Below are 23958 nucleotides of genomic sequence, written 5' to 3'. Positions count from 1 at the left end.
GCAGAAAAGAACAGACGGAGAGCAGCGTCTAAATGGCCAGATCTCGACCAGGCTTACATTACAAGTATTGCAACTTCGGTAACAGGCTGGGTTTCAGCCTTCCGTCGAGCTTGCAGTGAGCATGGGGTCTGGCAAAAACGGCAAGCGTTATCAACTTCTCATCAACCGGCCAGCCCAAACCTATGATCTGGCTGACCGGACTTTATCCTTACTATCCAATCAATCTTTTTCAGCATCCCTGTCGCCATCCGATTACAACTACGGTGCAACCCTGACTCGGACAGGGGTGGTGCGTATACATTTTTTCCTCTGAATTTGCAATTTGGCGAGGCCAGTGGAGACGCCCCTGTGTAAAATATGCTTTTATTCTTACACTTGCCGCAGTTTGAACCGCAGCGTAACGATTATATATTCAAAATGAAGGACTTAGAGAGATTTCTGGGAAGACAGAGCAAATGAAGATGCAAAAAGATGTTGTTCCCGCTTCAACGTCCGCCCCGCTGCAAGCCCAATTCGTCACCATCACTGAAGAAGAAGCCGGTCAACGGATCGATAACTACCTGTTGCGTGTTTGCAAAGGCGTGCCGAAAAGCCACGTCTATCGCATCCTGCGCTCGGGAGAAGTGCGCGTTAACAAAGGTCGTATCGACCAGCTGTACCGTCTGGTACAAGGCGATGTCGTGCGGATTCCGCCTATCCGCCTGGCGGAAAAACCGGAGCATCACGTTCCGGCCGCCGAATTCAAGATTATTTTCGAGGACAGCCATCTGCTGGTGATCGACAAGCCGGCCGGCGTGGCCGTGCATGGCGGCTCCGGCGTGTCGTTTGGCGTCATCGAGCAGTTGCGGGCGTCGCGCCCGGACGCCAAGTTCCTCGAACTGGTGCACCGCCTGGACCGCGAAACCTCGGGGCTGCTGTTGCTGGCAAAGAAACGCTCAGCGCTGACCAGCCTGCATGAGCAGATGCGCGACGGCGACACCGACAAGCGTTACCTGACCATGGTGGCCGGCGACTGGAAAAACACCCGTCAGCACATCAAGCTGGCGCTGCACAAGTACACCACGGCCGACGGCGAACGCCGCGTCACTGTGTCGGACGAGGGCGGCCAGCCATCGCACACGATCTTCTCGCTGCTGAAGAAATTCGACGGCTATGCGCTGCTGGAGGCCGAACTGAAGACCGGCCGCACGCACCAGATCCGCGTTCATCTGTCATCTTCCGGCTTCCCCATCCTGGGTGACGACAAGTACGGCGATTTCCCGCTGAATAAGGCGCTGCAAAAAGCCAGCGATACGCGCGGCGCGCTGAAGCGCATGTTCCTGCACGCCCATCAGATTACGTTTACCCATCCGGAATCCGGCAAAAAGATGACGCTCAATGCGCCTTTGGCCGCCGAATGTGAGCGATTCTTGGTAAGCTTGGGCAAACCTCTTAACTAATCGCAAACACATGGCAAGAAAGCAATTTGATCTGATCGTCTTCGATTGGGATGGCACCTTGATGGATTCGACGTCTACCATCGTCAAGTGCATCCAGGCTGCCGCGCGCGACCTGTCGCTGCCGGTGCCGCGCGACGAGATGGCGGCGCATGTCATCGGCCTCGGCCTGCATGAGGCGATGCAGGCGGTGTTGCCGGAAATTGATCCGTCCTACTATCCGCGCATGGTGGAACGCTACCGTTATCACTTCCTGTCGCGCGACCACGAGATCAGTCTGTTCCCCGGCGTGCACGACATGCTGGAAGACCTGTCGCAGAACGGTTATTTCCTGGCGGTTGCCACCGGCAAGAGCCGGGTGGGCCTGAACCGTGCCATGAATGATGTCAAGGTACTGTCGCTGTTCGACGCCACGCGCTGCGCCGACGAAACTTTTTCCAAGCCACATCCGGCCATGTTGCAAGAGCTGACGCGGGAATTGGGGCAGGATATGCGGCGTACCGTGATGATCGGCGATACTACCCATGATCTGCTGATGGCCAGCAACGCTGGTGCGGCCGGTATTGCGGTCGAGTACGGTGCGCATCCGGTCGAGCAGCTGCACGCCTGCGCGCCGCTGTATTCGGCGCGGACGGTGGCCGAGCTGCACCAATGGCTAAGCGAGCACGCCTGATGGATGAGATCCTGATCTGTGCCTCGGACGCCATCGAGAACGGCGGCAAGGGTGTGCGTTTCGCACTGACGGCCGGCGGCGATGATGCCACCGGCTTTGTGGTGCGCCACGGTGACAAGGCGTATGCCTACCTGAACCGCTGCGCCCACGTGCCGATCGAACTCGACTGGGCCGAAGGCGAGTTCTTTGAATCCAGCAAGCTGTACCTGATGTGTTCGACCCATGGCGCCGTGTACGTTCCGGAAACCGGGCAGTGCGCCGGCGGCCCCTGCCGTGGCGGACGGCTGCGTCCGATCGCGGTGGTCGAGCATGATCAGCAGATTTACTGGCAACCGGATGAGTACGTGCGCCCAGCGCGCGCCTGATTAAAAACCAACAAGAAGCACGCCATGAGCGATAACCTCGATACCAATCCGCCATCCCCGCCACCACTACCATTGCCGCCACCGGGCAAGCCGGCCGCTGCCAACTGGGAGCGCGACGTGCTGGAAAAACTGGTGTTTGCCACGCTAAAAGAGCAAAAGGCATCGCGCCGCTGGAGCATCTTCTTCAAGGCGATGACGCTGCTGGTGATCGTGTTTGCGCTGAGCGCCTATTTCGACATCAGCTGGACCGGTTCGGACAGCGAAACGCTGGGCCGCCACACGGCACTGATTGAAGTCGAAGGCGCCATCGAATCGGAGGGCAGCGGCTCGGCTGGCGTGGTGATTCCGGCGCTGAACAAGGCCTTTTCAGACACTGGCTCGGTGGCCGTGGTGCTGCATATTAATAGTCCCGGCGGCAGCCCGGTGCAGGCCGGCATGATCGTCGACGAGATGGTGCGCCTGCGCAAGGGCTATCCGGGCAAGCCGCTGTACGTGGTGGTGGACGAGATCTGCGCGTCCGGCTGCTACTACATTGCCGCCGGCGCCGACCGCATTTACGTCAACAAGGCCAGCATCATCGGCTCGATCGGCGTGCTGATGGACGGCTTCGGCTTCACCGGCGCGATGGACAAGCTGGGCGTCGAGCGCCGCCTGCTGACCGCCGGCGAGAACAAGGGTTTCATGGATCCGTTCAGCCCGGTCACCGAAAAGCACAAGCAGCACGCCCAGGAAATGCTGAACGAAATCCACCAGCAATTCATCGACGTGGTGCGCACCGGCCGCGGCAAACGCCTGAAAGAAACCCCGGACATGTTCTCCGGCCTGTTCTGGACCGGCGCCCATTCGATCGACATGGGCCTGGCCGATGCCTATGGCACGGTCGACTCGGTGGCGCGCGACGTCGTCAAGGCCGAGGACATTGTCGACTACACCACGCACGAAGGCTTGCAGGAACGCGTGCTGAAGAAATTCGGCGCCGCCATGGGCGCTGGCGCGATGAAATCGGCGGTGGACGCGGTGCGTCCGGCACTGCGTTAGCCTGCGTTACAGGACCACTGGCTCAGCGATTAACATTATCAATACAGCCTCCTTTTTACTTGCATATCCGATGTGGTGAACTATATTGGTGTTGTAGTTCTTTCCAAGGGGGGCCGATATAAACACTAACATGTTGTCAGCACGTTCTTGCTTCAAGATGATTTGACGGAACTACTCAACCGCATCGTCGATGCGGACCAGAGAGAATTTAAATTCCTCTTTCGAGTCCCTTTGTGGGGCTGAAAACAGCGGCTCTGTGCCGCTGTTTTCTTTTTCAGCCTCGGCTTGCGTAAAGCCGCCGGCGTCCAGCCAGGCCAGGAATAGCGTTTGCTGGGAGTTGTGCCACAGCGACTGGGCGCTGAAAGGCGCCTGGCCATTGCGGCAGCGCTCCAGCAGCAACTCGGTACGGTGGAGGGCGGCCTGGGCTTGCGCCGCTGGGTTGGCAATAGAAGTCATGGTTAGTCCTGCTGAGTATTCCGATGTGCAGTAGGCGAATTCCTAATGCAGTTTCAGTCTATCAATAGAAACTGAGCATGGCTTGATGTACGTCAATGATGCATACATCCTGTAAAATCGCGCCCATGAGTAAATTATCCTTGGACCGCATCCTGCAATCGCAGGGCTATGGCACCCGCAAATACTGCCGCTCCCTGATTGAGGACGGCGAAGTCACCATCAATGGCGTGGTGCACGACAACTTTAAAGAATCCATCGAGACCGACGGCCTGGTGTTCAAGCTGTTCGACGAAGAGGTGGTGTACCGTGAACACGTCTACATCGCGCTGTTCAAGCCGCAGAATTATGAGTGCTCGCGCAAGCCCAGCCACCATCCGGGCGTGCTGACCTTGCTGCCGGAAGAGTTCACCTGGCGCGAAGTGCAGCCGGTTGGCCGGCTCGACCACGACACCACCGGCATGCTGCTGATGTCCGACGATGGCGCCTTTATCCACGCACAATCGTCGCCGAAGCGCCATGTGCCGAAGATTTACCAGGCCACCACCGCCGAGCCGGTGACCGATGCGCTGATCGCTGAATTGCTGGCCGGCGTCAAGCTGCACGACGAGCCGGCGCCGCTGGCGGCGCAAACCTGCATCAAGCGCGGCGAGCATCAGCTGGAAATCGTGCTGGAGCAGGGCAAGTATCACCAGGTCAAGCGCATGCTGGCGGCTGCCGGCAACCATTGCTCGGCCCTGCACCGCTCCGCCATCGGTGGCCTGGAGCTGTCTGCGCTGAACCTCGAAGAGGGCGACTGGTGCTACCTCAGCCCCGAACAACTAGCCCTGCTGGCCCCCGCATGAAACTCGCTACCCTGAAAGACGGCACCCGTGACGGCCAGCTGATGGTGGTCTCGCGCGACCTGAAAACCGCGCAGCTGGCCGACGGCGTCGCCCGCACGCTGCAACACGCGCTGGACGACTGGACCTTTATCTCGCCGCAACTGGACGCCATCTATCAGGAACTGAATCGCGGTGGCGGCCGCCGTAGCTTCGACTTTGAAGCGCAGAACTGCATGGCGCCGCTACCGCGCGCCTACCAGTGGGCCGACGGCTCGGCCTACGTCAACCACGTCGAGCTGGTGCGCAAGGCGCGCGGCGCCGAGATGCCGGCCTCGTTCTGGGAGGAGCCGCTGATGTACCAGGGCGGCAGCGACGATTTCCTCGGCCCGACCGACGACATCATGCTGGCGCGCGAGGAGTGGGGCATCGATTTCGAAGCGGAAGTGTGCGTGATCACCGACGATGTGCCGATGGGCGCAACGGCCGACCAGGCGCACCAGCGCATCCGCCTGCTGATGCTGGCGAATGACGTATCGCTGCGCAACCTGATTCCGGACGAGCTGGCGAAAGGTTTCGGCTTCCTGCAATCCAAGCCAGCCACCAGCTTCTCGCCGGTGGCGGTGACGCCGGACGAACTGGGCGACGCCTGGAAGGGCGGCAAGGTGCACCTGCCGCTGCTGTCCACCTGGAACGACAAGCTGGTCGGCAAGCCGCAGGCCGGCGTCGACATGGTGTTCAATTTCCCACAACTGATTGCCCACCTGGCCAAGACGCGCAATGTGCGCGCCGGTGCCATCATCGGTTCCGGCACGGTGTCCAACAAGGACGCCAAACGTGGTTATTCCTGCATCGCCGAGCAGCGCTGCCTGGAAATGATCGCCGGCGGCGCGCCGGTGACGCCTTTCATGGCCTTCGGCGACACCATCCGCATCGAGATGCTGGACGACGGCAAGTCGGTGTTCGGCGCCATCGAGCAGACCGTCAAAGCGATTTAATTTCCCCATGGAATCGTGGATATGGCGGTGAAAACCCGCCGTATTCCACCGATGCTCCTGTCCTGCCGCCATCGATAATGGCACTGTCGAAGATTAACCTACGCAGCAGGCAGACCCAACATGGCAGAAGACAGCGACGCAGAAAAAACAGAACCCGCGTCAGCGAAGCGCCTTGAGCAGGCGCGTGAAGAAGGCGACGTTCCGCGCTCGCGGGAAGTGGCGACGTTTACCGTGCTGATGGCGGCCGGCGCCGGCCTGTGGATGATGGGTGACTCGGTGATCCGCCAGCTGGAGGCGGTGCTGGTGTCCGGCCTGACGCTGGACCAGGAACAGATCTTCAATGCCGAGGTGCTTTTTCGTCGCATTACCAGGGACCTGGTGCAAGTGCTGATCGCCTGCCTGCCGCTGGGTGTGGCGGTGATGGTGGTGGCGCTGGCGTCGCCGCTGGTGGTGGGCGGCTGGCTGTTCAGTTCCAAGTCGTTTATGCCGAATTTCAACAAGCTCAATCCGGTCAGCGGCATCAGCAATATGTTCTCGAAGAACGCGCTGGTCGAGCTGGTCAAGGCCATCCTGAAGACGGTGGTGGTCGGCTTTGTCGCCTGGCTGGTGGTGCTCAAGTACAAGGATGCGGTGATCGGCCTGTCGGTCGAGCCGCTCAAGCTGGGCATCGCCCACACCGCCAATATGCTGGCGGCCGCCTTCATGTTCATCGTCGGCGCGCTGGGCCTGATCGCCGCCATCGATGCGCCGTACCAGATGTGGCACTACGCCGACAAGCTGAAGATGACGCGCCAGGAACTGATCCAGGAATCCAAGGAATCCGACGGCAATCCGCAGATCAAGGGCAAGATCCGCCAGTTGCAGCGCGAGATGGCGAAACGCCGCATGATGGCCGATGTGCCGACCGCCGATGTCATCGTCACCAACCCGACCCACTATGCGGTGGCGTTGAAGTACGACGACAATATGCGCGGCGCGCCGAAAGTGGTGGCCAAGGGCACCGACGAAGTGGCGGCAAGAATCCGCGAAATCGGCAAGGAAAACAAGGTGGCCTTGCTGGAGGCGCCGGCGCTGGCGCGTGCGCTGCACAAGCATACCGAGATCGGCGACGAGATTCCGGAGCAGCTGTACGCTGCGGTGGCGGAAGTGCTGGCCTATGTGTTCCAGCTGCGGCTGTTCAACCGCAGCGGCGGCAACCGTCCGGAAGAACCGAAGAAACTCGATGTGCCGCCGACCATGGACCCGCTGAATCCAGCCTTCATCCCCAAGCACGGCGCCCAACCAGATTTGAATAACGGAGCATCCGCATGAACGCCCTCAGCAACGTGAAGTTACCACCATGGCTGCAAAGCCTGGCCTCGTCGCAGAACAAGGCCAGCCTGGCGGCGCCTGTCCTGATCATCATGCTGCTGGCGATGATGATCCTGCCGTTGCCGGCGTTCGTGCTGGACCTGTTCTTCAGTTTTAACATCGCCCTGTCGGTGATCGTGCTGCTGACCGCGCTGTACACGATCAAGCCGCTGGACTTCATGTCCTTCCCGACCATCCTGCTGGTATCGACCATGTTGCGCCTGTCGCTGAACGTGGCCTCGACCCGTATTGTGCTGACCGAAGGCCATACCGGCGCCGATGCGGCCGGCAAGGTGATCGAAGCCTTCGGCCACTTCCTGATCGGCGGTAACTACACGGTCGGTATCGTGGTGTTCATCATCCTGACCATCATCAACTTTGTGGTGGTGACCAAGGGTGCGGGGCGTATTGCCGAGGTGGGCGCGCGCTTCGCCCTGGACGCGATGCCAGGCAAGCAGATGGCGATTGACGCCGACCTGAACGCCGGCCTGATCGGCGAAGCCGAGGCGAAAAAGCGCCGCAGCGAAGTGTCGATGGAAGCGGAATTCTACGGCGCGATGGACGGTGCTTCGAAGTATGTGCGCGGCGACGCGGTGGCCGGTATTCTGGTGACGGTGATTAACGTGGTCGGCGGCCTGCTGGTCGGCGTGATCCAGCACGACATGCCGTTTGCCGACGCCACCAAGAACTACACGCTGCTGGCCATCGGTGACGGCCTGGTGGCGCAGATTCCTTCGCTGATCATTTCGATCGCGGCCGGTATCGTGGTGTCGCGCGTGGCGAATGACCAGGACATCGGCGGCCAGTTGGTGGGCGAGCTGTTTGCCAAGCCGGAAGTGCTGTACATCACGGCTGGCATCATCGGTGGCATGGGCCTGATTCCCGGCATGCCGAATCTGGTGTTCCTGGCACTGGCCGGTGCACTGGGCGGCTCGGCTTATCTGATGTCGAAGAAAAAAGTCAGCAAGGTGGCGGCCGAGACGGCGGCGGCCGAAGCTGCCGCGCCGGCTGCTGCTGCGGCGGCCGAGCAGGAAGAAGCCAGCTGGCAGGACATCATGCCGGTCGATACGCTGGGCCTGGAGGTCGGCTATCGCCTGATTCCGCTGGTGGATAAAACCCAGGGCGGCGAGCTGCTGAAGCGCATCAAGGGCATTCGCAAGAAGTTTGCGCAGGAGGTGGGCTTCCTGGCGCCGCCGGTGCACATCCGTGACAACCTGGAGCTGAAGCCATCGGCCTACCGTATCGCATTGAAGGGCGTGGAAGTGGGTGCCGGCGAGGCGTTCAACGGCCAGTTCCTGGCGATTAATCCGGGCATGGCGACCGGCACGCTGCAGGGCATGGTGACCACCGATCCGGCGTTCGGCCTGCCGGCGGTGTGGATCGACGCCAGCTTGCGCGATCAGGCGCAGGGCTTGGGCTACACCGTGGTGGACGCCGGCACGGTGGTGGCGACCCACCTGAATCACCTGATCACCACCCACGCGTCGGAGCTGCTGGGCCGGGCGGAGGTGCAGTCGCTGCTGGATCACCTGGGCAAGGAGTCGCCGAAGCTGGTGGAGGACCTGGTGCCGAAGATGGTGTCGATTTCGACGCTGCAGAAGGTGCTGCAAAACCTGCTGACGGAAGGCGTGCATATCCGCGACATGCGCACCATCATCGAGACGCTGGCCGAGCACGCGGTGCACACGCAGGACCCGGGCGACCTGACCGCGCTGGTGCGGATCGCGCTGGGCCGGGCCATCGTGCAGCAGCTATTCCCTGGCGCCGGCGAGCTGTCGGTGATGACGCTGGATAACCGCCTGGAACGCCTGCTGATGCAGGCACTGGCGGCCAGCGGCCCGGATGGCGCCGGCATCGAGCCGGGGCTGGCGGACACCATCGCGCAGCAGGCCGCCTCGGCGACGCAACAACAGGAAGCGCTGGGCCTGACGCCGGTGCTGCTGGTGCCGGGACCGTTGCGTGCCTTGCTGTCGCGCTTCCTGCGCCGCTCACTGCCGCAGCTGAAGGTGTTGTCGCACGCCGAAATCCCGGAAAGCAAAACCATCCGCGTTACCGCACTGGTGGGCCAGCAGCCGGCTTGATCCAGCTCGTTACGCATCCATGCAGGCGGCCTAGACTACCTGCATGGATGACGATTACGACACGCCATGGAAGGAAGCGGTGGCCGGCCATTTCCCTGAATTGTTTATCACTACCGGGTGTATGACCGTTACCGCCGGCCCCTTGCTAGCATGGCCGTGCTGGCGGATAAAGGCGCACGATGGCGGCCGTCGTCGTATGCCTACGAATTGCTGGGCTGTGAAATGCGGCTGTCTTTTCCCATTGCTAAGCTGCAGGATTATGCTGGGCGCATCCAGGAATTGCTGGCGCATCATAATCCGTTTGCATTGCTTACTGCGGCGCATTTGCTGACGCAGCAGACCAGGCATAGCGTTCATCAGCGCCGGATTGCCAAATGGCGGTTGACCAAGCTTTTGTACGCACGCCAATGGGATAGGCAGCGTATCATCAATTTTTTCAAAGTGATTGATTGGATGATGCGCTTGCCAGAGGGCTTGCAAAACTTGTATATGCGCGGTGCGGTGGCTCTGCAAAGGAGAGAAAGCATGACTTATCTGACTATTCTTGAACGCCAGGCAATCGGTAAAGGCTTGCGCCAAGGACGGCGGAAGGGACTGAAGGAAGGACGACAAGAGGGAAGACAAGAGGGACTGGCTGAGTTGCTGTTGTCGCAGCTGGCTAGCGCTTCGGGCCGCTGGATGTGGTGGTGGCTGAGCGGGTGGCGCAGGCGGATTTGCAGCAGCTGTCGGCATGGGCGCTGAGCTTCGTCGATGCGTGATCGCTCGGTGAGGTTTTCGGCGACTGAAATACGGCCCATTTCTGCCCCTGTTCATCAGATCGTTTCCAGAGTGCATCGTCAATAATGGAATCATTGGAGTAAGGCGCTTGCGATTGGCAGGCGTGCTGCTCAACCTGGTTCCCTTGAGAGACGGTCATGAACGTTAAAAAATTTACCGCACCGACTTCCCGCGAAGCGCTGCGCAAAGTCCGCGAATCCCTCGGCCCCGACGCCGTGATCCTGTCCAACCGTCAATCCGACGGCATCGTTGAAATCCTCGCGCTGGCGAATGACGACGCCGCCTCGCTGGCGATGCCAGCACCGCACTCGCCGATGGCCGAGCCAGCGCCATCGCTGGACCTGGGCGCTCCGATCACCGCCAGCCGCGTCGAGCCGCGTTTCGAAGAGGAATTGCCGCATATGTCGCCGCCGGTCGCTGCGTCTGTTGCACCACGTCCGGCCAGCCTGCCGCAACAGCCGCAGCGCCGCGTGGTCGCCTCGCACTCGTCGCTGGCCACCAAGGTCGCCGCCGCTGCGCCTGCGCCTGCGCCAGCGCCACAGCCGAAAGCCGCGCCGGCCATCGATGCCAGCCAGATCGCCGCCATGGTCAGCGCTGCTGTCGCCAGCGCCAAGGAATCCGCTGCCGTCGAGATGAGCGGCATGATGAGTGAAATCCGCGCCATGCGCGGCATGATGGAAACCCAGCTGGCCGAGCTGTCGTGGGGCGCGACGCAAGCGCGCGAACCGCAGAAGACCGCCGTGCTGCGCGAAATGCTGGCGGCCGGTTTCTCGGCCAGCCTCGCGCGCTACCTGATCGAAAAACTGCCGGCCGGCCGCGACGCCGCCGACAGCCTGCGCTGGATCAAGACCGTCCTCACGCGCAACCTGCAGACCATGGCCAATGAAGACGCGCTGATCGACCAGGGCGGCGTGTTCGCGCTGGTCGGCCCGACCGGCGTTGGCAAGACCACCAGCACCGCCAAGCTGGCGGCGCGCTGCGTGATGCGCCACGGCCCGGACAAGCTGGCGCTGATCACCACCGATGCCTACCGTATCGGCGCGCATGAACAACTGCGCATCTACGGCAAGATCCTCGGCGTGATGGTGCATTCGGTGAAAGACGAAGCCGACCTGCGCATCGCCTTGAAAGAACTGAGGAACAAGCACACTGTGCTGATCGATACCGTTGGCGTCAGCCAGCGCGACCAGATGGTCACCGAGCAGGTATCGATGCTGCAAGGCGCCGGCAGCAACGTCAAGCGTCTGCTGTGCCTGAACGCCACCGCCACCCAGGAAACCCTGAGCGAAGTGGTGCGCGCCTACCAGGGCAGCGGCCTGGCCGGCTGCATCATGACCAAGCTGGACGAGGCGGCCGCGATCGGCAATGCGCTGGACGTGGTGATCCGCCACAAGCTGAACCTGTTCTACGTGTCCAACGGCCAGCGCGTGCCGGAAGACCTGCACCTGGCCGATCCGGCCTACCTGATCGACCGCGCCTTCAAGCTGAAGCGCGACATCGTCAACACCCAGTATCAGGACGCGGAACTGCCGCTGCTGATGAGTGGAGCAGGTTTCGGCCTCGCCGCCGAGCGCGAGGTGCACCTTGGCTAACTTCAATTTTGACCAGGCGGAGGGACTGCGCCGCATGCTGGCGGGGCCGCAGCCCCGCATCGTCACCTTCCTGTCGGCGGCGCCGCAGGATGACAAGGGTTCCATGCTGGTCAACCTGGGCGCCTCGCTGTCCCGCGCCGGCAACGACGTGCTGATCGTCGACGCCTGCGCCAGTGCCCACGGCGTCGCCAGCCGGCTTGGCGTCGATGGCGGCCACAGCCTGTTGAACGTGGCGCGCCAGGAATGTGCGCTGAACCAGGTGATCCACCAGGTGCCGCAGGGTTTCGCGGTGGCCTCGATGACGCGCGGCACGTCGCGCTCCGGCCCGGACGACACCCGGCGCCTGGCCAAGGCCTTCGATGTGCTGGCCAAGCAGACCGGCATGGTGCTGGTCGACGGCGAATTCGACGGCGACGCCTTCCCGGTGCCGATCATGGCCAGCTCGGATATCGTGGTGCAAGTTTCCAATAGCGCTACCTCGATCAAGGCGGCGTACAGTATGATTAAGCGGCTGAACCAGGAACTTGGCCGCCGGCCGTTCGGAATTCTGGTCACCGGGGCGTCTGAAGACGAAGCAACAGTGGTTTACGATAATATGGCACAGGCGGCAAGTCGTTACCTGGCCGTCAACCTGGTGTCGATGGGATCGGTGCCGGCGGATGAGTACCTGCAACGCGCAGCGCGCTTGGGGCGTGCGGTGGTCGATGCGTTTCCGCTGGCTGGGGCTTCTGTCGCGTTCCGTCAACTGGCGGGCCGCTTTGCGCTGGGGGGAAACAACCAACTGCGCGCTTGATTAAATAATAAATATTCGAATGTATACGGTAAAAGGGAAAGCGGACAAGGACACCTTGCTGACGGAGCATATGCCGTTGGTCAAGCGCCTGGCCCACCACATGAAGGCGAAACTGCCGCCCAGCGTCGAAGTCGACGATCTGGTGCAAGCCGGGATGATCGGCCTGTTGGACGCCATCAGCCGTTACGAAGAAACCCACGGCGCACAATTCGAGACCTACGCGGTGCTGCGCATCCGTGGCGCCATGCTGGATGAGTTGCGCAGCAGCGACTGGCTGCCGCGGTCGCTGCGGCAGAATATGCGCAAGGTCGAGGCGGCGATGTCGACGCTGCAGCAGCGCCTGGGCCGGCCGCCAAGCGAATCGGAAGTGGCCAAATCGCTCAAGCTGTCGCTGGCCGACTACCAGGAACTGCTGGGCGACGGCGGCGGCCACCAGCTGGTGTACTACGAGGATTTCCATGACGACGACGGCAACGATAGCTTCCTCGACCGTTACGCCACGGATGAAGACGCTGACCCGCTGCGCTCGCTGCTGGACGGCGACTTCCGCCAGGCGGTGATCGATGCCATCGACATGTTGCCGGAGCGCGAGAAGATGCTGATGGGCTTGTACTACGAAGAGGAGCTCAACTTGAAAGAAATTGGCGCCGTGATGGGCGTATCCGAATCGCGCGTATCGCAATTGCATACGCAAGCTGTGGCGCGTCTGCGCGCCTCACTCCGGGAGCGGTCTTGGACTGGGCCAGTGTAGCCGGCGTCCTGCTGGCGCTGGCCGGCATCATTGTCGGCCAGACCATGGAGGGGGGCAAGCTCAGCTCCCTGTTGCAGCCGGCGGCGTTCGCCATCGTGGTGATCGGCACCTTTGGCGCCGTGCTGCTGCAAACCCGCTTCAAGACGTTTGTGCGCGGCATCCGCATGCTGCGTCTGGTGTTCGCGCCGCCCAAGGATAGCCGCGCCGCGCTGGCGCGCGACATCAACGCCTGGAACCAGGCGGCGCGCCGCGACGGCCTGCTGTCGCTGGAGCGCTATATGCTGGCTTCCAAGGACCAGTTCAACGTCAAGGGCCTGCGCCTGATCGTCGACGGCATCGCGCCGGAGAAACTGCGCCAGTTGCTGGACACCGAAATCACCGCCTATGAAACGGCGGAGCGGCAGGCGGTGCGCATCTGGGAATCGGCGGCCGGCTATTCGCCGACCATCGGCATCCTCGGCGCGGTGCTGGGCCTGATCCATGTGATGGAAAACCTCACCGATCCCAGCAAGCTGGGTTCCGGCATCGCCATCGCGTTTGTCTCGACCATCTACGGCGTTGGCCTGGCCAATCTGTTCTTCTACCCGATCGCCAACAAGCTGAAGGCCATCGTCACCCAGGCCGTGCACCAGCAGGAGATTGCGGCGCAGGTGTTCTACGATATCGCCACCGGCGACCACACGCGCGTCATCGACGAGCGCATCGCCACGCTGATGCGGGAGCATTGACATGCAATACCGCCGCGCCCGCCGGAAGTTCGACGATGAACCGGAGAACCATGAACGCTGGCTGATTTCCTACGCGGATTTCATCACGCTGCTGTTTGCCTTCTTTGTCGTCATGTATGCGATTTCGGCGGTCAACATCGGCAAGTACAAGGTGTTTTCCGATGCGCTGGGTAATGCCTTCGGCGGCCAGGGTTCGGCCACGCCGGTCAATACCCAGGTGCAGAACCTGCCCATTCCGAATCCCGGCCTGAAGCGCCGCACCGAGATGCTGCGCAAGGAAAAAGAACACATGACCAGGCTGGCGCAGGATCTGCTGTCGACCATGGCGCCGCTGGTCAAAGAGGGTAAGGTGCGGGTGACGCAGAACAGTCGCGGCGTCAGCGTCGAGATCAACGCCTCGGTGCTGTTCGATCCGGGCGATGCGCGGCTGATGCCGCAATCGGTGGAAGCCTTGCGCGCGGTGGCCAGCCTGCTGGCGGCCGACAGCCACAATGTGCAGGTGGAAGGGCACACCGACAATCAGCCGATTGCCAATCCACGTTTTCCCTCCAACTGGGAGTTGTCGGCGGTGCGCGCCAGCAGTGTCGTGCGGCTGTTCATTGATGCCGGCGTGGCGCCAGGGCGCTTGAGCGCAGTCGGCTTCAGCGCCAACCAGCCGGTGGCCGGCAATGATACGGCCGAGGGGCGTGCGCGCAACCGGCGCGTGGCGGTGACGATACTTTCGGGGATTCCCGATCCTGCAACGGAATTGCCAACGCCGTAACCCTGCGCCTGCGAGTGTCAGACCCTGGCATGCGCGGGGGGAGTTAGCCGGCGAGGAAGCCGCGGCTGCGCGGGACGGAAGTGGAGATGCCGCTCGGGCCGTAGAAATTGTTGGCGCTGGCGTTGTGCGGACGCAGCGTTTGCAGCGCGTCCTGGGTGTGGCCCATCTGCTTGTTGATCAGCATGCCGTTGATGCGGTTCAGTTCCTTGGCTTCGCGCGTATGTTGCAGCAGCGCCTGCCACAGGCTGGCCGATTCGTCGCGCGCCTCGCCGCTGGCCCCGATCCACGCGTCCATGCCGGCTTCCTCTGCGGGATAGCCGCATTTGCCCAGCGAGCGGTGACGTTGCGCGGACAACAGGGTCATTTGCGTGACCAGCGCGGTCTTGCGGGTGGTGATGGCCGGCAGGCCTTCGATTTCCGCCGTCACCAGCAGTTGCTGTTCCTGGCGCAGCAAGTCCAGCAAGGTGGACATGATTTGCTCTTCTTCGCGCAGGCTGTTCAGCGGGGTGACGGTGGTCATGGTAATCCTATCGTTTTCTTGAGTGCAGCAGATCCTTGACGGTATCCAGCAAGCCATCCGCTACTTTTTCCGAGTTGACCTGGAACTGGCCATCGGCGATTGCCAACTTGATGCGTTCGACTTTTTTGGTGTCGAACACGGCGTTGGCGCCGCTGGCAGAACTGGCCGCCATTGCCTGGCCTTGCGAGGACAGGCGCACATTGTCCGATGCGACATTGGTCGACGCGGTTTGCGCCGCTTTTTCCGCGCCGCGCGCGGTCGCACCATTGGCTGCCGGCGTCGATGGCAGGCCTGGGGTGCTCTTTAATGAGTCGTTGACTTTCACAGCATTTCCTTCTCAGCGAGGAGTACGAAACTCCGGGATCTGAGTCGGTAACGGCGGCCTGGCCGGAAACTTTAGGCAGGTCTTGCTCAAAATGCTACCTCAACCATGCCGCCACGCTTGGCAATGCCGGTAATCTGCTGGCCATTGCCGGTCCTTACCTGCACCACCTGGCCGTCGCCGGCCGTGCTCATCGCCCGGCCCTCGGCCGACACGCTGAAATTGCTGCCGCTGGACACCAGCCGCACCAGCTGGCCGGACTGCACCACCGGCTTGCTGCGCAAGGTATCCAGCCGCAAAGGCGTTCCAGGAGGCAACGATACCGTGGCGCTGCGGCCGATCACCTGGCTCGCGTCGGTGGCTACACCTGCTGGCAACATTGTCAGATCGCCCTTCAGCACGGTCAGCTGGCTGGCGTCAATCGGCTGGCCCTGGACCAGCGGCGCGGCGGCGGCGATGTAGTCGCCGACCACCGTGACGTTGGCCTGAATATATACCGTCCACGTGGAAGGCGTCGCACAGCGCACGCCAACCGTGGTCTTGCCCCAGGCGCGCGCGCCTGGCATGAAGAAGGCTTGCGGGTCGGCGCAGGCGGCCAGGTTGAGGCGCGGATCAATCGCACCAACGGTGACCGTGACCTGGCCCGGCAGGCCGCCGGCCTGCACCTGCAGGAATTGCTCGACCGTGCTCTTCAGCGCGGCCACTTCCTGGCGCCCCGGCTGGGCGGCGGCGTTGGCGCTGAGTGCGGCAGCCAACAGCGTGGTAATCAGCAGACGTGGTTTCATGGTGTGGGTTTCCCGTTCAATGTTGCCATCATAGAGGGACGGGGTGAACTTGAAGCGTGGAATAAGGCAGGAAAAACCGGGCTTATCGGTCGATGGCAGCGCAGGGCAACTCCGTATCATCGAACCTGTCATCAATGTGGAAGGGGAGCGAATCATGCTCGGCAGCAAGTTAGACGATTATATGCGCTTCAATGAGAACGCCTTGAGCCTGCGCTCGGCGCGCCAGAGTGTCATTGCCTCCAATATTGCCAACGCTGACACACCGAATTACAAGGCGCGCGATATCGACTTCAGCAGCGCGCTGCAGGCGGCCATGGACAAGGCCGATCCGAACGCGCAGCAAAGCCTGAAGACCACCGCGCCCAAGCATTTCCCCAACCCCCTGCAAGTCGCCGGTACGCTGGCCGATGGCACGCCGCTGCTGTATCGCGGCGTGGTGCAGGGCGCGGTGGACGGCAACACGGTGGACATGGATGTCGAGCGTAACCAGTTTGCCGACAACGCGCTGCGCTACGAGGCCGGGATTAATGCGATTAATGGCCAGATCAAATCGATGCTGGCCGCCATCCAGCCAGGGAATTAATCATGTCGCTATTTAAAATCTTTGATGTGTCGGGTTCGGCGATGAGCGCGCAAGCGCAGCGCCTGAACGTAGTGGCCTCCAACCTGGCCAATGCCGACTCCGCCACCAGCGCCAGCGGTGAGGCGTACCGCGCGCGCCAGGTGGTGTTCGAGGCGCAGACGCCGACCAACGGCGGCACCTCCACCGGCGTGCGGGTCAAGCAGGTGGTGGAAGACCAGTCGCCGATGAAAATGATGTATGACCCCAAGCATCCGGCCGCCGACGAAAACGGCTATGTGACGATGCCGAATGTGAACGTGGTGGACGAGATGGTCAATATGCTGTCGGCCTCGCGCTCCTACCAGACCAATGTGGAAACCATGAACGCGGCCAAGTCGCTGCTGTTGAAAACCCTGACCATCGGTCAAAACTAATCCAATAACAAGAGGCCATCATGAGCGTTAGCGGCATTATCGATACCCCGGTCAACCTGAACAGCACGACCACCACCAGCACCACCACCTCGACCGACAGCGTGCAGGCGGACCAGGATAAATTCATGAAGCTGCTGGTGACGCAGCTGAAGAACCAGGACCCGCTGAATCCGATGGACAACGCGGCCATGACCAGCCAGCTGGCGCAGCTGTCGACCGTGACCGGCATCAACAAGGTCAACGCCACGCTGGAGTCGCTGCGCAGCGACATCGCCAGCACCCAGTCGTCCACCGCCATCAGCATGATCGGCAAGGGCGTGCTGGTGGAAGGCAAGGGCATCACGCTGAGCAGCACCACCGATGAAGACGGCAAGACCACCAGCTCCAGCGTGTTTGGCGTTGAACTGGCGTCCGATTCGCAAGAGGTGACAATCGAAATCAAGGACAGCGCCGGCAAGACCGTGCGCACCATGAGCATGACCAACGCCGAGGCCGGTACCTACCCGATCACCTGGGACGGCCTGAAGGACGACAAGACCACCTACGCGGCGGCCGGCAACTATACCTTTGCCGTCACCGCCAAGACTGCCGGCAGCGCACTGACCGCGACGCCGCTGCAACTGGCCGCAGTGGCCAGCGTGTCGACCGGCGCCAGCGGCGTCAAACTGAATACTTCGCTCGGCCATTTCAGCATGAGCGAAATCAAGGAAGTTCTGTAAGCAGTATCACACCTAGATAGGGGAATACCATGTTCCAACAAGGGCTGAGCGGCTTGAATGCTGCATCCAAATCGCTGGACGTCATTGGCAACAATATCGCCAATGCCAGCACCGTGGGCTTCAAGAGCTCGCAAGCACAGTTTGCCGACCTGTACGCCAACTCGCTGAACGGCGTTTCCGGCAACAACCCGGGTATCGGTGTGACCGTATCCAAGCTGGCGCAGCAATTCACGCAAGGTAATCTTGAGAGCAGCAGCAATCCGCTGGACGTGGCGATCAATGGCGGCGGCTTCTTCCGCCTGGTGGTCAACGGCGCGGTACAGTATTCGCGCAACGGCCAGTTCCACGAAGACAATACCCACACGCTGGTCAATGCGCAGGGCGCTGTGCTGACCGGTTACCTGGCGAATACCGCCGGCGTGATCCAGTTGGGCGCACCCGTGCCGCTGACGCTGGACAAGTCCGACCTGAAACCGGTGGAAACCACCGAGGCCAACTTCCAGCTGAACCTGAGCTCGGCTGAAAAAGTCCCGGAAACCGTGCCGTTCGACGCCAACGATCCGACCAGCTACAACAAGCAGACCGTGCTGAACGTGTACGATTCGCTGGGCACCTCGCACGTCATGACCACTTACTACGTCAAGACCGATGCCAACCAGTGGGATGTGTACGCCGCCGCCGACAACAAGGAAATCGTTTCGGCCGGCGTCGCCGCCTCGGTCAATAGCGATGAGACCGTGGTCGCCGCGCGCCTGGAATACAACAATGCCGTCAAGGCGGTGCCGCCGGTGCCGGAAACCATTGCTGCCGCCGCTGGCGCCTATGCGGCTGCCGCGCGCGACGCCATGATCAATGCCGCTGGCGCGGCTGGCGCCACGGAAGACCAGATCGCGGGCATTACCGCCGCCTATGACGCGATCGATCCGGGTGCCACCGGCTCGATCACCGGCAAGACGCCGGACCAGATCAACGGTCTGCTGGCCGCCTCCATCACCGTGCCAGCGGTCAAGGTCGGCACGCTGGTGTTCACCAAGACCGGCGCGCTGGATCCGCAGGCAATGGCCTTGATGGAGCCGCCGCAGACGCTGCCGTTCCAGATCCAGCTGCCGATCTTCCCGGACACCGGCGCGCAGGAGCCGATGACCATCGCCACCACCTTTGACAAGACCACCCAGTACGGTAGCGTCACCAACGACCTGGGCTCGGTCCAGAACGGTTACTCGGCCGGCTCCTGGCAGCGTTACTCGATCGACGAGAACGGCGTCATCCTGGGCCAGTACAGCAACGGCAAGTCGCGCGCGATGGGTCAGATCGCCATGGCCAACTTCGCCAGCGTCGACGGCCTGACGCCACTCGGCAACAATGCCTGGTCGGAAAGCGCGGCCTCCGGTCCGCCAACCGTGGGCGTGCCCAACGCGGGTTCGATGGGCCAGCTGCGTTCCAGCATGGTGGAAACCTCGAACACCGACCTGACGGCCGAACTGGTCAACATGATCACCGCGCAGCGCGTCTACCAGGCGAATGCGCAGACCATCAAGACCGAGGACTCGATCCTGCAAACGCTGGTCAATCTGCGTTAATAGAGGGGTAGGCCATGGACCGTCTCGTCTATACGGCAATGACTGGTGCGCGACACGTGATGGAGCAGCAGGCCACCGTGTCGAACAACCTGGCCAATGCCACCACCACCGGCTTCCGCGCCCAGCTGGACAGCTTCCGCGCGGTGCCGGTGGTGTCGGAGGGCTTGCCGACGCGCGCCTTCGTGGTCGATTCCACGGTCGGCTCGGACTTCCGTTCCGGGCCGATGGAAACCACTGGCCGCGCGCTCGACATTGCCGTGCGCGACCAGGGCTGGCTGGCGGTGCAATCGGCCGACGGTTCGGAAGCCTACACCCGCAACGGCAGTTTGAAGATCACCGAAAACGGCATCCTGCAGACTACCAGCGGGCAAACGCTGATCGGCGACGGCGGCCCGATCGCGGTGCCGCCGGACACCAAGATCACCATCGCCAGCGATGGCACGGTGAGCGTGGTCAACGACAATTTCGAGCCAGGCCCTTCCAACGTGCTGGGGCGGCTGAAACTGGTCAATCCGGACGTCAAGGGCCTGATCCGCGGCGATGACGGCCTGTTCCGCCAGGCCGATGGCACGCCGGCCGAGAACGACCCGAATGTGCGCGTGGTCGATGGCGTGCTGGAAGGCAGCAATGTCAATCCGGTGGATTCCATGGTCAACATGATCAGCCTGGCAAGGCAGTTTGAAATGCAAATGAGCCTGATGAAGAACGCCGAGAATAACGCCGCAAAAGCCACCCAGATCCTCGCTTTGAGTTGACGTCCTCTCCCGCATAATGCTTGCATGGGATGAACAGGTGTATGTTCATCCGGCATTGGGAGAAGCAACATGATACGTTCGTTATGGATCGCCAAGACTGGCATGGAAGCGCAGCAGACGCAGATGGACGTCACGTCCAATAATCTGGCCAACGTCAGCACCAACGGTTTCAAAAAGTCACGCGCCGTCTTCGAGGATCTGCTGTACCAGAATATCCGCCAGCCGGGCGCGCTGTCGTCGCAGCAGACCAATCTGCCCTCCGGCATGCAGCTCGGTACCGGCGTGCGCCCGGTCGCCATCGAGCGCATCCACACCCAGGGCAATCCCCAGTCCACCGGCAACGACAAGGACATCATGGTCAACGGCAGCGGCTTCTTCACCGTGCTGCTGCCGGATGGCACCACCGCCTACACCCGCGACGGCTCGTTCCAGCGCGATAACAACGGCCAGATGGTGACCTCGGAAGGCTTTGTGCTGCAACCGGCCATCACCATCCCGATCACCGCGCAATCGATCACCGTGGCGCGCGATGGCACCGTCTCGGTCAACATCTCCGGCGCCAACGGCGCCACCACCACCCAGCAGCTGGGCAGCTTGCAGCTGGCCACCTTCATCAATCCGACCGGCCTGGAATCCAAGGGCGAGAACCTGTACGTGGAAACCACCGCTTCCGGTGCGCCGCAGCAGAACACGCCGGGTACCAATGGCACCGGCCTGATCCTGCAAGGCTATGTGGAAACCTCCAACGTCAACGTGGTGGAGGAGATGGTCAATATGATCCAGACCCAGCGCGCCTACGAAATCAACTCCAAGGCCATCACCACCTCCGACCAGATGCTGCAGAAGCTGTCGCAAATGTAAGGAACAGATCATGAAACACGCCATCTCCCTGTTTATCGCCGCCGCCGTGCTCAGCGGTTGCGCCGCCACTCCCAGCTCCATCGTTTCCGGTCCGAAGAGCGCGCGCCCGCTGACCAGCGAGCAGTTGCAGGCGGTGCCGAACAACGGCGCCATCTACCAGGCATCGGCATTCCGCCCGGTGTTCGAAGACCGCCGTGCGCGCCATATCGGTGACGTGCTGACGCTGGTGATCACCGAACGCACTTCGGCCAACAAGAGCGGCACGGCGTCCGGCAACAAGTCGGGCAGCGTATCGGCCGCCTTGCCGAAGAAGCTGCAAAGCACTTTCGGTAATCCGCTGTCGGTGTCGAGCGAAAACACGTATACGGATGGCGATGCGCAGACCGCCAGCAATGCCTTCACCGGCACCATGGGCATCACTGTGGTGGAGGTGCTGAGCAACGGCAACCTGATCGTCGCCGGCGAGAAGCAGGTCGGCATGAACAAGGGCACCGAGTACATCCGCTTCTCCGGCATGATTAACCCGGACAGCATCGCCACCGGCAACACCGTGTCGTCGACCGCAGTGGCTGACGCCCGCGTCGAATACCGCACCGCCAACTCCATCGACCGCGCTGAAGTGTCGTCGATGGCGTCGCGCTTCTTCCAAAGCCTGCTGCCGTTCTGATGATCATGAAAACTTCACTCAAAGCTGCGCTGCTGGTGTGCCTGACGCTGTTGGCGCCGCTGAGCCAGGCCGAGCGCATCAAGGACCTGGCCAGCATCGCCGGCGTGCGTAACAACCAGTTGCTGGGCTACGGCCTGGTGGTCGGCCTCGACGGTTCGGGCGACCAGACCACGCAAACCCCGTTCACCGTGCAAAGCGTGATTTCCATGCTGCAGCAACTGGGCGTCAACCTGCCGCAGGGCGGCAGCCAGTTACAGCTGAAGAACGTCGCCGCCGTGATGGTGACCGCGACGCTGCCGCCGTTTGCCCAGCCTGGGCAACAGCTGGACATCACGGTATCGTCGATGGGTAATGCCAAGAGTTTGCGTGGCGGCACGTTGCTGATGACGCCACTGAAAGGTGCGGACGGCCAGGTGTACGGCATGGCACAAGGCAATGTGCTGGTCGGCGGCGTAGGCGTGCAAGCCGGCGGCGGTGGCGGCGGCAGCTCGCTGACCGTCAACCACCTGAGCGTGGGCAAGATTTCCGGCGGTGCTACCGTCGAGCGCGCGGTGGCCACCAGCCTGGGCGAAGGGAATATGATCAAGCTGGAGCTCAACAACGCCGACTTCGCCACCGCCAGCCGCATGGTCGAAGCCATCAACGACAAATACGGCGCCGGCATCGCCTATGCGCTGGACAGCCGCGTGATCCGCGTGCAGGCGCCCAGCAGCAGCGACCAGCGCGTGACTTTCATCGGCACCTTGCAGGACATGCAGGTGAATCCGGCCGAGCAGCCGGCCAAGGTCATCATGAACGCCCGCACCGGCTCGGTAGTGATGAACCGCGCTGTGACGCTGGAGACGTGCGCCATTTCCCACGGCAATCTGTCAGTATCAGTCAACGCCGACACCCAGGTGAGCCAGCCGAACCCGCTGTCCGGCGGCCGCACGGTGGTCACGCAGAATCCGCAAGTTGGCATCAAGCAAGATGCTGGCAAGGTCATGCTGGTCAAGGGCGGCGCCTCGCTGGCTGAGGTGGTGAAGGCGCTCAACGCCATCGGCGCCACGCCGCAAGACCTGCTGTCGATCTTGCAGGCAATGAAGGCCGCAGGTTCGCTGCGTGCCGAACTGGAAATTATTTAAGCGGGTGAACCATGGCCAGCCAAACTTCCACCTCCAATGACCTGAGCGGCAAATTCGCGCTGGACCTGCGCGATATGGGCAGCCTCAAGCAGTCGGCGCGCGCCGGCAGCCCGGAGGCGCTGAAAACCGCGTCGACCCAGTTCGAAGCCATGTTCGTCAACATGATGCTGAAGAGCATGCGTGAAGCCACGCCGCAGGACGGCATGATGGACAGCCAGCAGAGCAAGACCTTCCAGACCATGCTGGACCAGCAGACCAGCCAGAACATCGCCAAGAAGGGCATCGGCCTGGCCGACATGCTGGTGCGTCAGCTGTCCAGGCAGACCGACAACCAGGCGCTGGCCATCGGCGGCGAGGCCGCCGACAAGAGCAGCGGCGCCAACGGCGGCAGCTTTGCCGGCATGGCCAGCCTGATGGATGCCAAGCTGCAGCGCGCAATCGCCGCCGCCGGCGGCAATGCGGCCGCCACCGCCACCAGCAGCACCGACGCCGCTGCCAGCGCCAACAAAGGCTCGCAGGCGCCGCATGTGCGCAGCTTCCAGGAAAAACTGGCGTCGCACGCGGAAGAGGCCAGCAAGGCCACCGGCATCCCGGCCAAGTTCATGCTGGGCCAGGCGGCGCTGGAGTCCGGCTGGGGCCGGCGCGAGATCAAGGCGCGCGACGGCAGCAGCAGCCACAACCTGTTTGGCATCAAGGCCAGCGCCGACTGGAAAGGCAAGGTGGTCGAGGCCACCACCACCGAATACGTGAACGGCAAGGCGCAAACCAAGGTCGAGCGTTTCCGCGCCTACGACAGCTATGCGGACAGTTTCAAGGATTATGCAAAGTTGATTACTAGCAACCCCCGCTATGAAAAAGTGCTGGCCAGCGCCGGTGACGCCGCCAGTTTCGCCCAGGGTTTGCAGAAGGCTGGCTACGCCACCGACCCCAACTATGCCAACAAGTTGACCAGCATCATCAAGCGCTCGCTGGCTGGATGATCAAGTTTCGGCAAATGCTGCCGTAAACCT

At 62.1% G+C, this 23958-nt stretch carries 27 protein-coding genes; 23 read left to right on the top strand and 4 right to left on the bottom strand.

Annotation, left to right across the window (positions count from 1 at the left end):
* Positions 1–455: 455 nt before the first annotated feature.
* Genes BLS51_RS07985 through BLS51_RS07970 form a run of 4 tightly spaced genes read left to right on the top strand, consistent with a single transcriptional unit; the run spans position 456 to position 3512 of the window.
* Positions 456–1439, top strand: a complete 984-nt coding sequence (locus tag BLS51_RS07985; protein ID WP_090181828.1) for an RluA family pseudouridine synthase — start codon at positions 456–458, stop codon at positions 1437–1439.
* Between the two features lie 10 nt (positions 1440–1449).
* Entirely contained in the window at positions 1450–2109 is a 660-nt protein-coding gene (locus BLS51_RS07980) for an HAD-IIIA family hydrolase (protein ID WP_090181830.1), read from the top strand.
* A complete protein-coding gene (locus tag BLS51_RS07975) occupies positions 2088–2474 on the top strand; it encodes a Rieske (2Fe-2S) protein (RefSeq protein ID WP_373994323.1) in 387 nt (128 codons plus the stop codon). Before BLS51_RS07980 ends, BLS51_RS07975 begins: the two co-directional genes overlap by 22 nt.
* A gap of 24 nt (positions 2475–2498) precedes the next feature.
* Positions 2499–3512, top strand: a complete 1014-nt coding sequence (locus tag BLS51_RS07970; RefSeq protein WP_090181833.1) for a S49 family peptidase — start codon at positions 2499–2501, stop codon at positions 3510–3512.
* 171 nt (positions 3513–3683) lie between these two features.
* Here BLS51_RS07970 and BLS51_RS07965 read toward each other — a convergent pair whose 3' ends face one another.
* Entirely contained in the window at positions 3684–3968 is a 285-nt protein-coding gene (locus tag BLS51_RS07965) for a hypothetical protein (RefSeq protein WP_229207512.1), read from the bottom strand.
* Between the two features lie 125 nt (positions 3969–4093).
* On the opposite strand from BLS51_RS07965, the gene BLS51_RS07960 reads away from it, so the two are divergent.
* The 10 genes from BLS51_RS07960 to motD all read left to right on the top strand — a co-directional run bounded on the left by BLS51_RS07960 (position 4094) and on the right by motD (position 14619).
* Positions 4094–4810, top strand: a complete 717-nt coding sequence (locus BLS51_RS07960) for a pseudouridine synthase (protein WP_090181835.1) — start codon at positions 4094–4096, stop codon at positions 4808–4810.
* A complete protein-coding gene (locus BLS51_RS07955) occupies positions 4807–5784 on the top strand; it encodes a fumarylacetoacetate hydrolase family protein (RefSeq protein ID WP_090181838.1) in 978 nt (325 codons plus the stop codon). The genes BLS51_RS07960 and BLS51_RS07955 overlap by 4 nt, the downstream gene beginning before the upstream one ends.
* A 120-nt stretch (positions 5785–5904) precedes the next feature.
* On the top strand, positions 5905–7095 hold the full coding sequence (gene flhB, locus BLS51_RS07950) for a flagellar biosynthesis protein FlhB (RefSeq protein WP_090181840.1): 1191 nt from the start codon (positions 5905–5907) through the stop codon (positions 7093–7095).
* Entirely contained in the window at positions 7092–9215 is a 2124-nt protein-coding gene (flhA, locus tag BLS51_RS07945; protein ID WP_090181842.1) for a flagellar biosynthesis protein FlhA, read from the top strand. The genes flhB and flhA overlap by 4 nt, the downstream gene beginning before the upstream one ends.
* Before the next feature lie 150 nt (positions 9216–9365).
* On the top strand, positions 9366–9956 hold the full coding sequence (locus tag BLS51_RS07940) for a hypothetical protein (RefSeq protein WP_090181844.1): 591 nt from the start codon (positions 9366–9368) through the stop codon (positions 9954–9956).
* A 173-nt stretch (positions 9957–10129) separates the two neighbouring features.
* The gene (gene flhF / locus BLS51_RS07935; RefSeq protein ID WP_090181845.1) at positions 10130–11584 is read left to right on the top strand and encodes a flagellar biosynthesis GTPase FlhF; all 1455 of its coding nucleotides are present in this window, start codon (positions 10130–10132) and stop codon (positions 11582–11584) included.
* Positions 11577–12377, top strand: a complete 801-nt coding sequence (locus tag BLS51_RS07930; RefSeq protein WP_090181847.1) for a MinD/ParA family ATP-binding protein — start codon at positions 11577–11579, stop codon at positions 12375–12377. Before flhF ends, BLS51_RS07930 begins: the two co-directional genes overlap by 8 nt.
* A gap of 19 nt (positions 12378–12396) precedes the next feature.
* Positions 12397–13128, top strand: coding sequence for an RNA polymerase sigma factor FliA (locus BLS51_RS07925; protein ID WP_090181850.1), 732 nt, complete (start codon positions 12397–12399; stop codon positions 13126–13128).
* The gene (locus BLS51_RS07920) at positions 13110–13856 is read left to right on the top strand and encodes a flagellar motor protein (RefSeq protein WP_090181852.1); all 747 of its coding nucleotides are present in this window, start codon (positions 13110–13112) and stop codon (positions 13854–13856) included. The genes BLS51_RS07925 and BLS51_RS07920 overlap by 19 nt, the downstream gene beginning before the upstream one ends.
* 1 nt (position 13857) lies before the next feature.
* On the top strand, positions 13858–14619 hold the full coding sequence (motD, locus tag BLS51_RS07915) for a flagellar motor protein MotD (RefSeq protein WP_090181854.1): 762 nt from the start codon (positions 13858–13860) through the stop codon (positions 14617–14619).
* A gap of 43 nt (positions 14620–14662) precedes the next feature.
* Here the strand turns inward: motD and BLS51_RS07910 are convergent, their stop codons facing one another.
* From BLS51_RS07910 to flgA, 3 genes are all read right to left on the bottom strand, one after another.
* Positions 14663–15139, bottom strand: coding sequence for a flagella synthesis protein FlgN (locus BLS51_RS07910; RefSeq protein ID WP_090181856.1), 477 nt, complete (start codon positions 15137–15139; stop codon positions 14663–14665).
* A gap of 7 nt (positions 15140–15146) precedes the next feature.
* Positions 15147–15464, bottom strand: a complete 318-nt coding sequence (gene flgM / locus BLS51_RS07905; RefSeq protein ID WP_090181858.1) for a flagellar biosynthesis anti-sigma factor FlgM — start codon at positions 15462–15464, stop codon at positions 15147–15149.
* Positions 15465–15550: 86 nt separating this feature from the next.
* Entirely contained in the window at positions 15551–16246 is a 696-nt protein-coding gene (gene flgA / locus BLS51_RS07900) for a flagellar basal body P-ring formation chaperone FlgA (RefSeq protein ID WP_090181861.1), read from the bottom strand.
* A 154-nt stretch (positions 16247–16400) separates the two neighbouring features.
* Here flgA and flgB point away from each other — a divergent pair, with 154 nt between their 5' ends.
* From flgB to flgJ, 9 genes are all read left to right on the top strand, one after another.
* On the top strand, positions 16401–16829 hold the full coding sequence (flgB, locus tag BLS51_RS07895) for a flagellar basal body rod protein FlgB (RefSeq protein ID WP_090181863.1): 429 nt from the start codon (positions 16401–16403) through the stop codon (positions 16827–16829).
* A gap of 2 nt (positions 16830–16831) precedes the next feature.
* Positions 16832–17242, top strand: a complete 411-nt coding sequence (gene flgC / locus BLS51_RS07890; RefSeq protein WP_090181866.1) for a flagellar basal body rod protein FlgC — start codon at positions 16832–16834, stop codon at positions 17240–17242.
* A gap of 20 nt (positions 17243–17262) precedes the next feature.
* On the top strand, positions 17263–17961 hold the full coding sequence (locus BLS51_RS07885) for a flagellar hook assembly protein FlgD (protein ID WP_090181869.1): 699 nt from the start codon (positions 17263–17265) through the stop codon (positions 17959–17961).
* 29 nt (positions 17962–17990) lie between these two features.
* Positions 17991–19541 carry a flagellar hook protein FlgE gene (locus BLS51_RS07880; protein ID WP_090181871.1) on the top strand — a complete coding sequence of 517 codons (1551 nt, stop codon included), beginning with the start codon at positions 17991–17993 and terminating at the stop codon, positions 19539–19541.
* A 14-nt stretch (positions 19542–19555) separates the two neighbouring features.
* The gene (gene flgF, locus BLS51_RS07875; protein WP_090181873.1) at positions 19556–20296 is read left to right on the top strand and encodes a flagellar basal-body rod protein FlgF; all 741 of its coding nucleotides are present in this window, start codon (positions 19556–19558) and stop codon (positions 20294–20296) included.
* Positions 20297–20365: 69 nt separating this feature from the next.
* Entirely contained in the window at positions 20366–21157 is a 792-nt protein-coding gene (flgG, locus tag BLS51_RS07870; protein WP_090181875.1) for a flagellar basal-body rod protein FlgG, read from the top strand.
* A 10-nt stretch (positions 21158–21167) separates the two neighbouring features.
* The gene (locus BLS51_RS07865; protein ID WP_090181878.1) at positions 21168–21824 is read left to right on the top strand and encodes a flagellar basal body L-ring protein FlgH; all 657 of its coding nucleotides are present in this window, start codon (positions 21168–21170) and stop codon (positions 21822–21824) included.
* A 5-nt stretch (positions 21825–21829) separates the two neighbouring features.
* Complete coding sequence (locus tag BLS51_RS07860; RefSeq protein ID WP_090182232.1) at positions 21830–22948, top strand: flagellar basal body P-ring protein FlgI; 1119 nt, start codon at positions 21830–21832, stop codon at positions 22946–22948.
* An 11-nt stretch (positions 22949–22959) separates the two neighbouring features.
* Positions 22960–23928 (top strand): flagellar assembly peptidoglycan hydrolase FlgJ, encoded by a 969-nt coding sequence (gene flgJ / locus BLS51_RS07855; protein ID WP_090181880.1) that lies wholly within the window; start codon positions 22960–22962, stop codon positions 23926–23928.
* The last annotated feature ends 30 nt before the right edge of the window (positions 23929–23958 follow it).

The sequence above is a fragment of the Duganella sp. OV510 genome, assembly GCF_900100205.1.
In the GTDB taxonomy this organism is placed as follows: Bacteria; Pseudomonadota; Gammaproteobacteria; order Burkholderiales; family Burkholderiaceae_D; genus Rugamonas.
This window is presented reverse-complemented; position numbering and strand designations above follow the sequence as displayed.

What these genes read in the sequence shown, in the direction of transcription:
- BLS51_RS07985 (WP_090181828.1), top strand. Translation starts at nt 456, where the DNA reads ATGAAGATGCAAAAAGATGTTGTTCCCGCTTCAACGTCCGCCCCGCTG.
- BLS51_RS07980 (WP_090181830.1), top strand. Translation starts at nt 1,450, where the DNA reads ATGGCAAGAAAGCAATTTGATCTGATCGTCTTCGATTGGGATGGCACC.
- BLS51_RS07975 (WP_373994323.1), top strand. Translation starts at nt 2,088, where the DNA reads ATGGCTAAGCGAGCACGCCTGATGGATGAGATCCTGATCTGTGCCTCG.
- BLS51_RS07970 (WP_090181833.1), top strand. Translation starts at nt 2,499, where the DNA reads ATGAGCGATAACCTCGATACCAATCCGCCATCCCCGCCACCACTACCA.
- BLS51_RS07965 (WP_229207512.1), bottom strand. Translation starts at nt 3,968, where the DNA reads ATGACTTCTATTGCCAACCCAGCGGCGCAAGCCCAGGCCGCCCTCCAC.
- BLS51_RS07960 (WP_090181835.1), top strand. Translation starts at nt 4,094, where the DNA reads ATGAGTAAATTATCCTTGGACCGCATCCTGCAATCGCAGGGCTATGGC.
- BLS51_RS07955 (WP_090181838.1), top strand. Translation starts at nt 4,807, where the DNA reads ATGAAACTCGCTACCCTGAAAGACGGCACCCGTGACGGCCAGCTGATG.
- flhB (WP_090181840.1), top strand. Translation starts at nt 5,905, where the DNA reads ATGGCAGAAGACAGCGACGCAGAAAAAACAGAACCCGCGTCAGCGAAG.
- flhA (WP_090181842.1), top strand. Translation starts at nt 7,092, where the DNA reads ATGAACGCCCTCAGCAACGTGAAGTTACCACCATGGCTGCAAAGCCTG.
- BLS51_RS07940 (WP_090181844.1), top strand. Translation starts at nt 9,366, where the DNA reads ATGGCCGTGCTGGCGGATAAAGGCGCACGATGGCGGCCGTCGTCGTAT.
- flhF (WP_090181845.1), top strand. Translation starts at nt 10,130, where the DNA reads ATGAACGTTAAAAAATTTACCGCACCGACTTCCCGCGAAGCGCTGCGC.
- BLS51_RS07925 (WP_090181850.1), top strand. Translation starts at nt 12,397, where the DNA reads ATGTATACGGTAAAAGGGAAAGCGGACAAGGACACCTTGCTGACGGAG.
- motD (WP_090181854.1), top strand. Translation starts at nt 13,858, where the DNA reads ATGCAATACCGCCGCGCCCGCCGGAAGTTCGACGATGAACCGGAGAAC.
- BLS51_RS07910 (WP_090181856.1), bottom strand. Translation starts at nt 15,139, where the DNA reads ATGACCACCGTCACCCCGCTGAACAGCCTGCGCGAAGAAGAGCAAATC.
- flgA (WP_090181861.1), bottom strand. Translation starts at nt 16,246, where the DNA reads ATGAAACCACGTCTGCTGATTACCACGCTGTTGGCTGCCGCACTCAGC.
- flgB (WP_090181863.1), top strand. Translation starts at nt 16,401, where the DNA reads ATGCTCGGCAGCAAGTTAGACGATTATATGCGCTTCAATGAGAACGCC.
- flgC (WP_090181866.1), top strand. Translation starts at nt 16,832, where the DNA reads ATGTCGCTATTTAAAATCTTTGATGTGTCGGGTTCGGCGATGAGCGCG.
- BLS51_RS07885 (WP_090181869.1), top strand. Translation starts at nt 17,263, where the DNA reads ATGAGCGTTAGCGGCATTATCGATACCCCGGTCAACCTGAACAGCACG.
- BLS51_RS07880 (WP_090181871.1), top strand. Translation starts at nt 17,991, where the DNA reads ATGTTCCAACAAGGGCTGAGCGGCTTGAATGCTGCATCCAAATCGCTG.
- flgF (WP_090181873.1), top strand. Translation starts at nt 19,556, where the DNA reads ATGGACCGTCTCGTCTATACGGCAATGACTGGTGCGCGACACGTGATG.
- flgG (WP_090181875.1), top strand. Translation starts at nt 20,366, where the DNA reads ATGATACGTTCGTTATGGATCGCCAAGACTGGCATGGAAGCGCAGCAG.
- BLS51_RS07865 (WP_090181878.1), top strand. Translation starts at nt 21,168, where the DNA reads ATGAAACACGCCATCTCCCTGTTTATCGCCGCCGCCGTGCTCAGCGGT.
- BLS51_RS07860 (WP_090182232.1), top strand. Translation starts at nt 21,830, where the DNA reads ATGAAAACTTCACTCAAAGCTGCGCTGCTGGTGTGCCTGACGCTGTTG.
- flgJ (WP_090181880.1), top strand. Translation starts at nt 22,960, where the DNA reads ATGGCCAGCCAAACTTCCACCTCCAATGACCTGAGCGGCAAATTCGCG.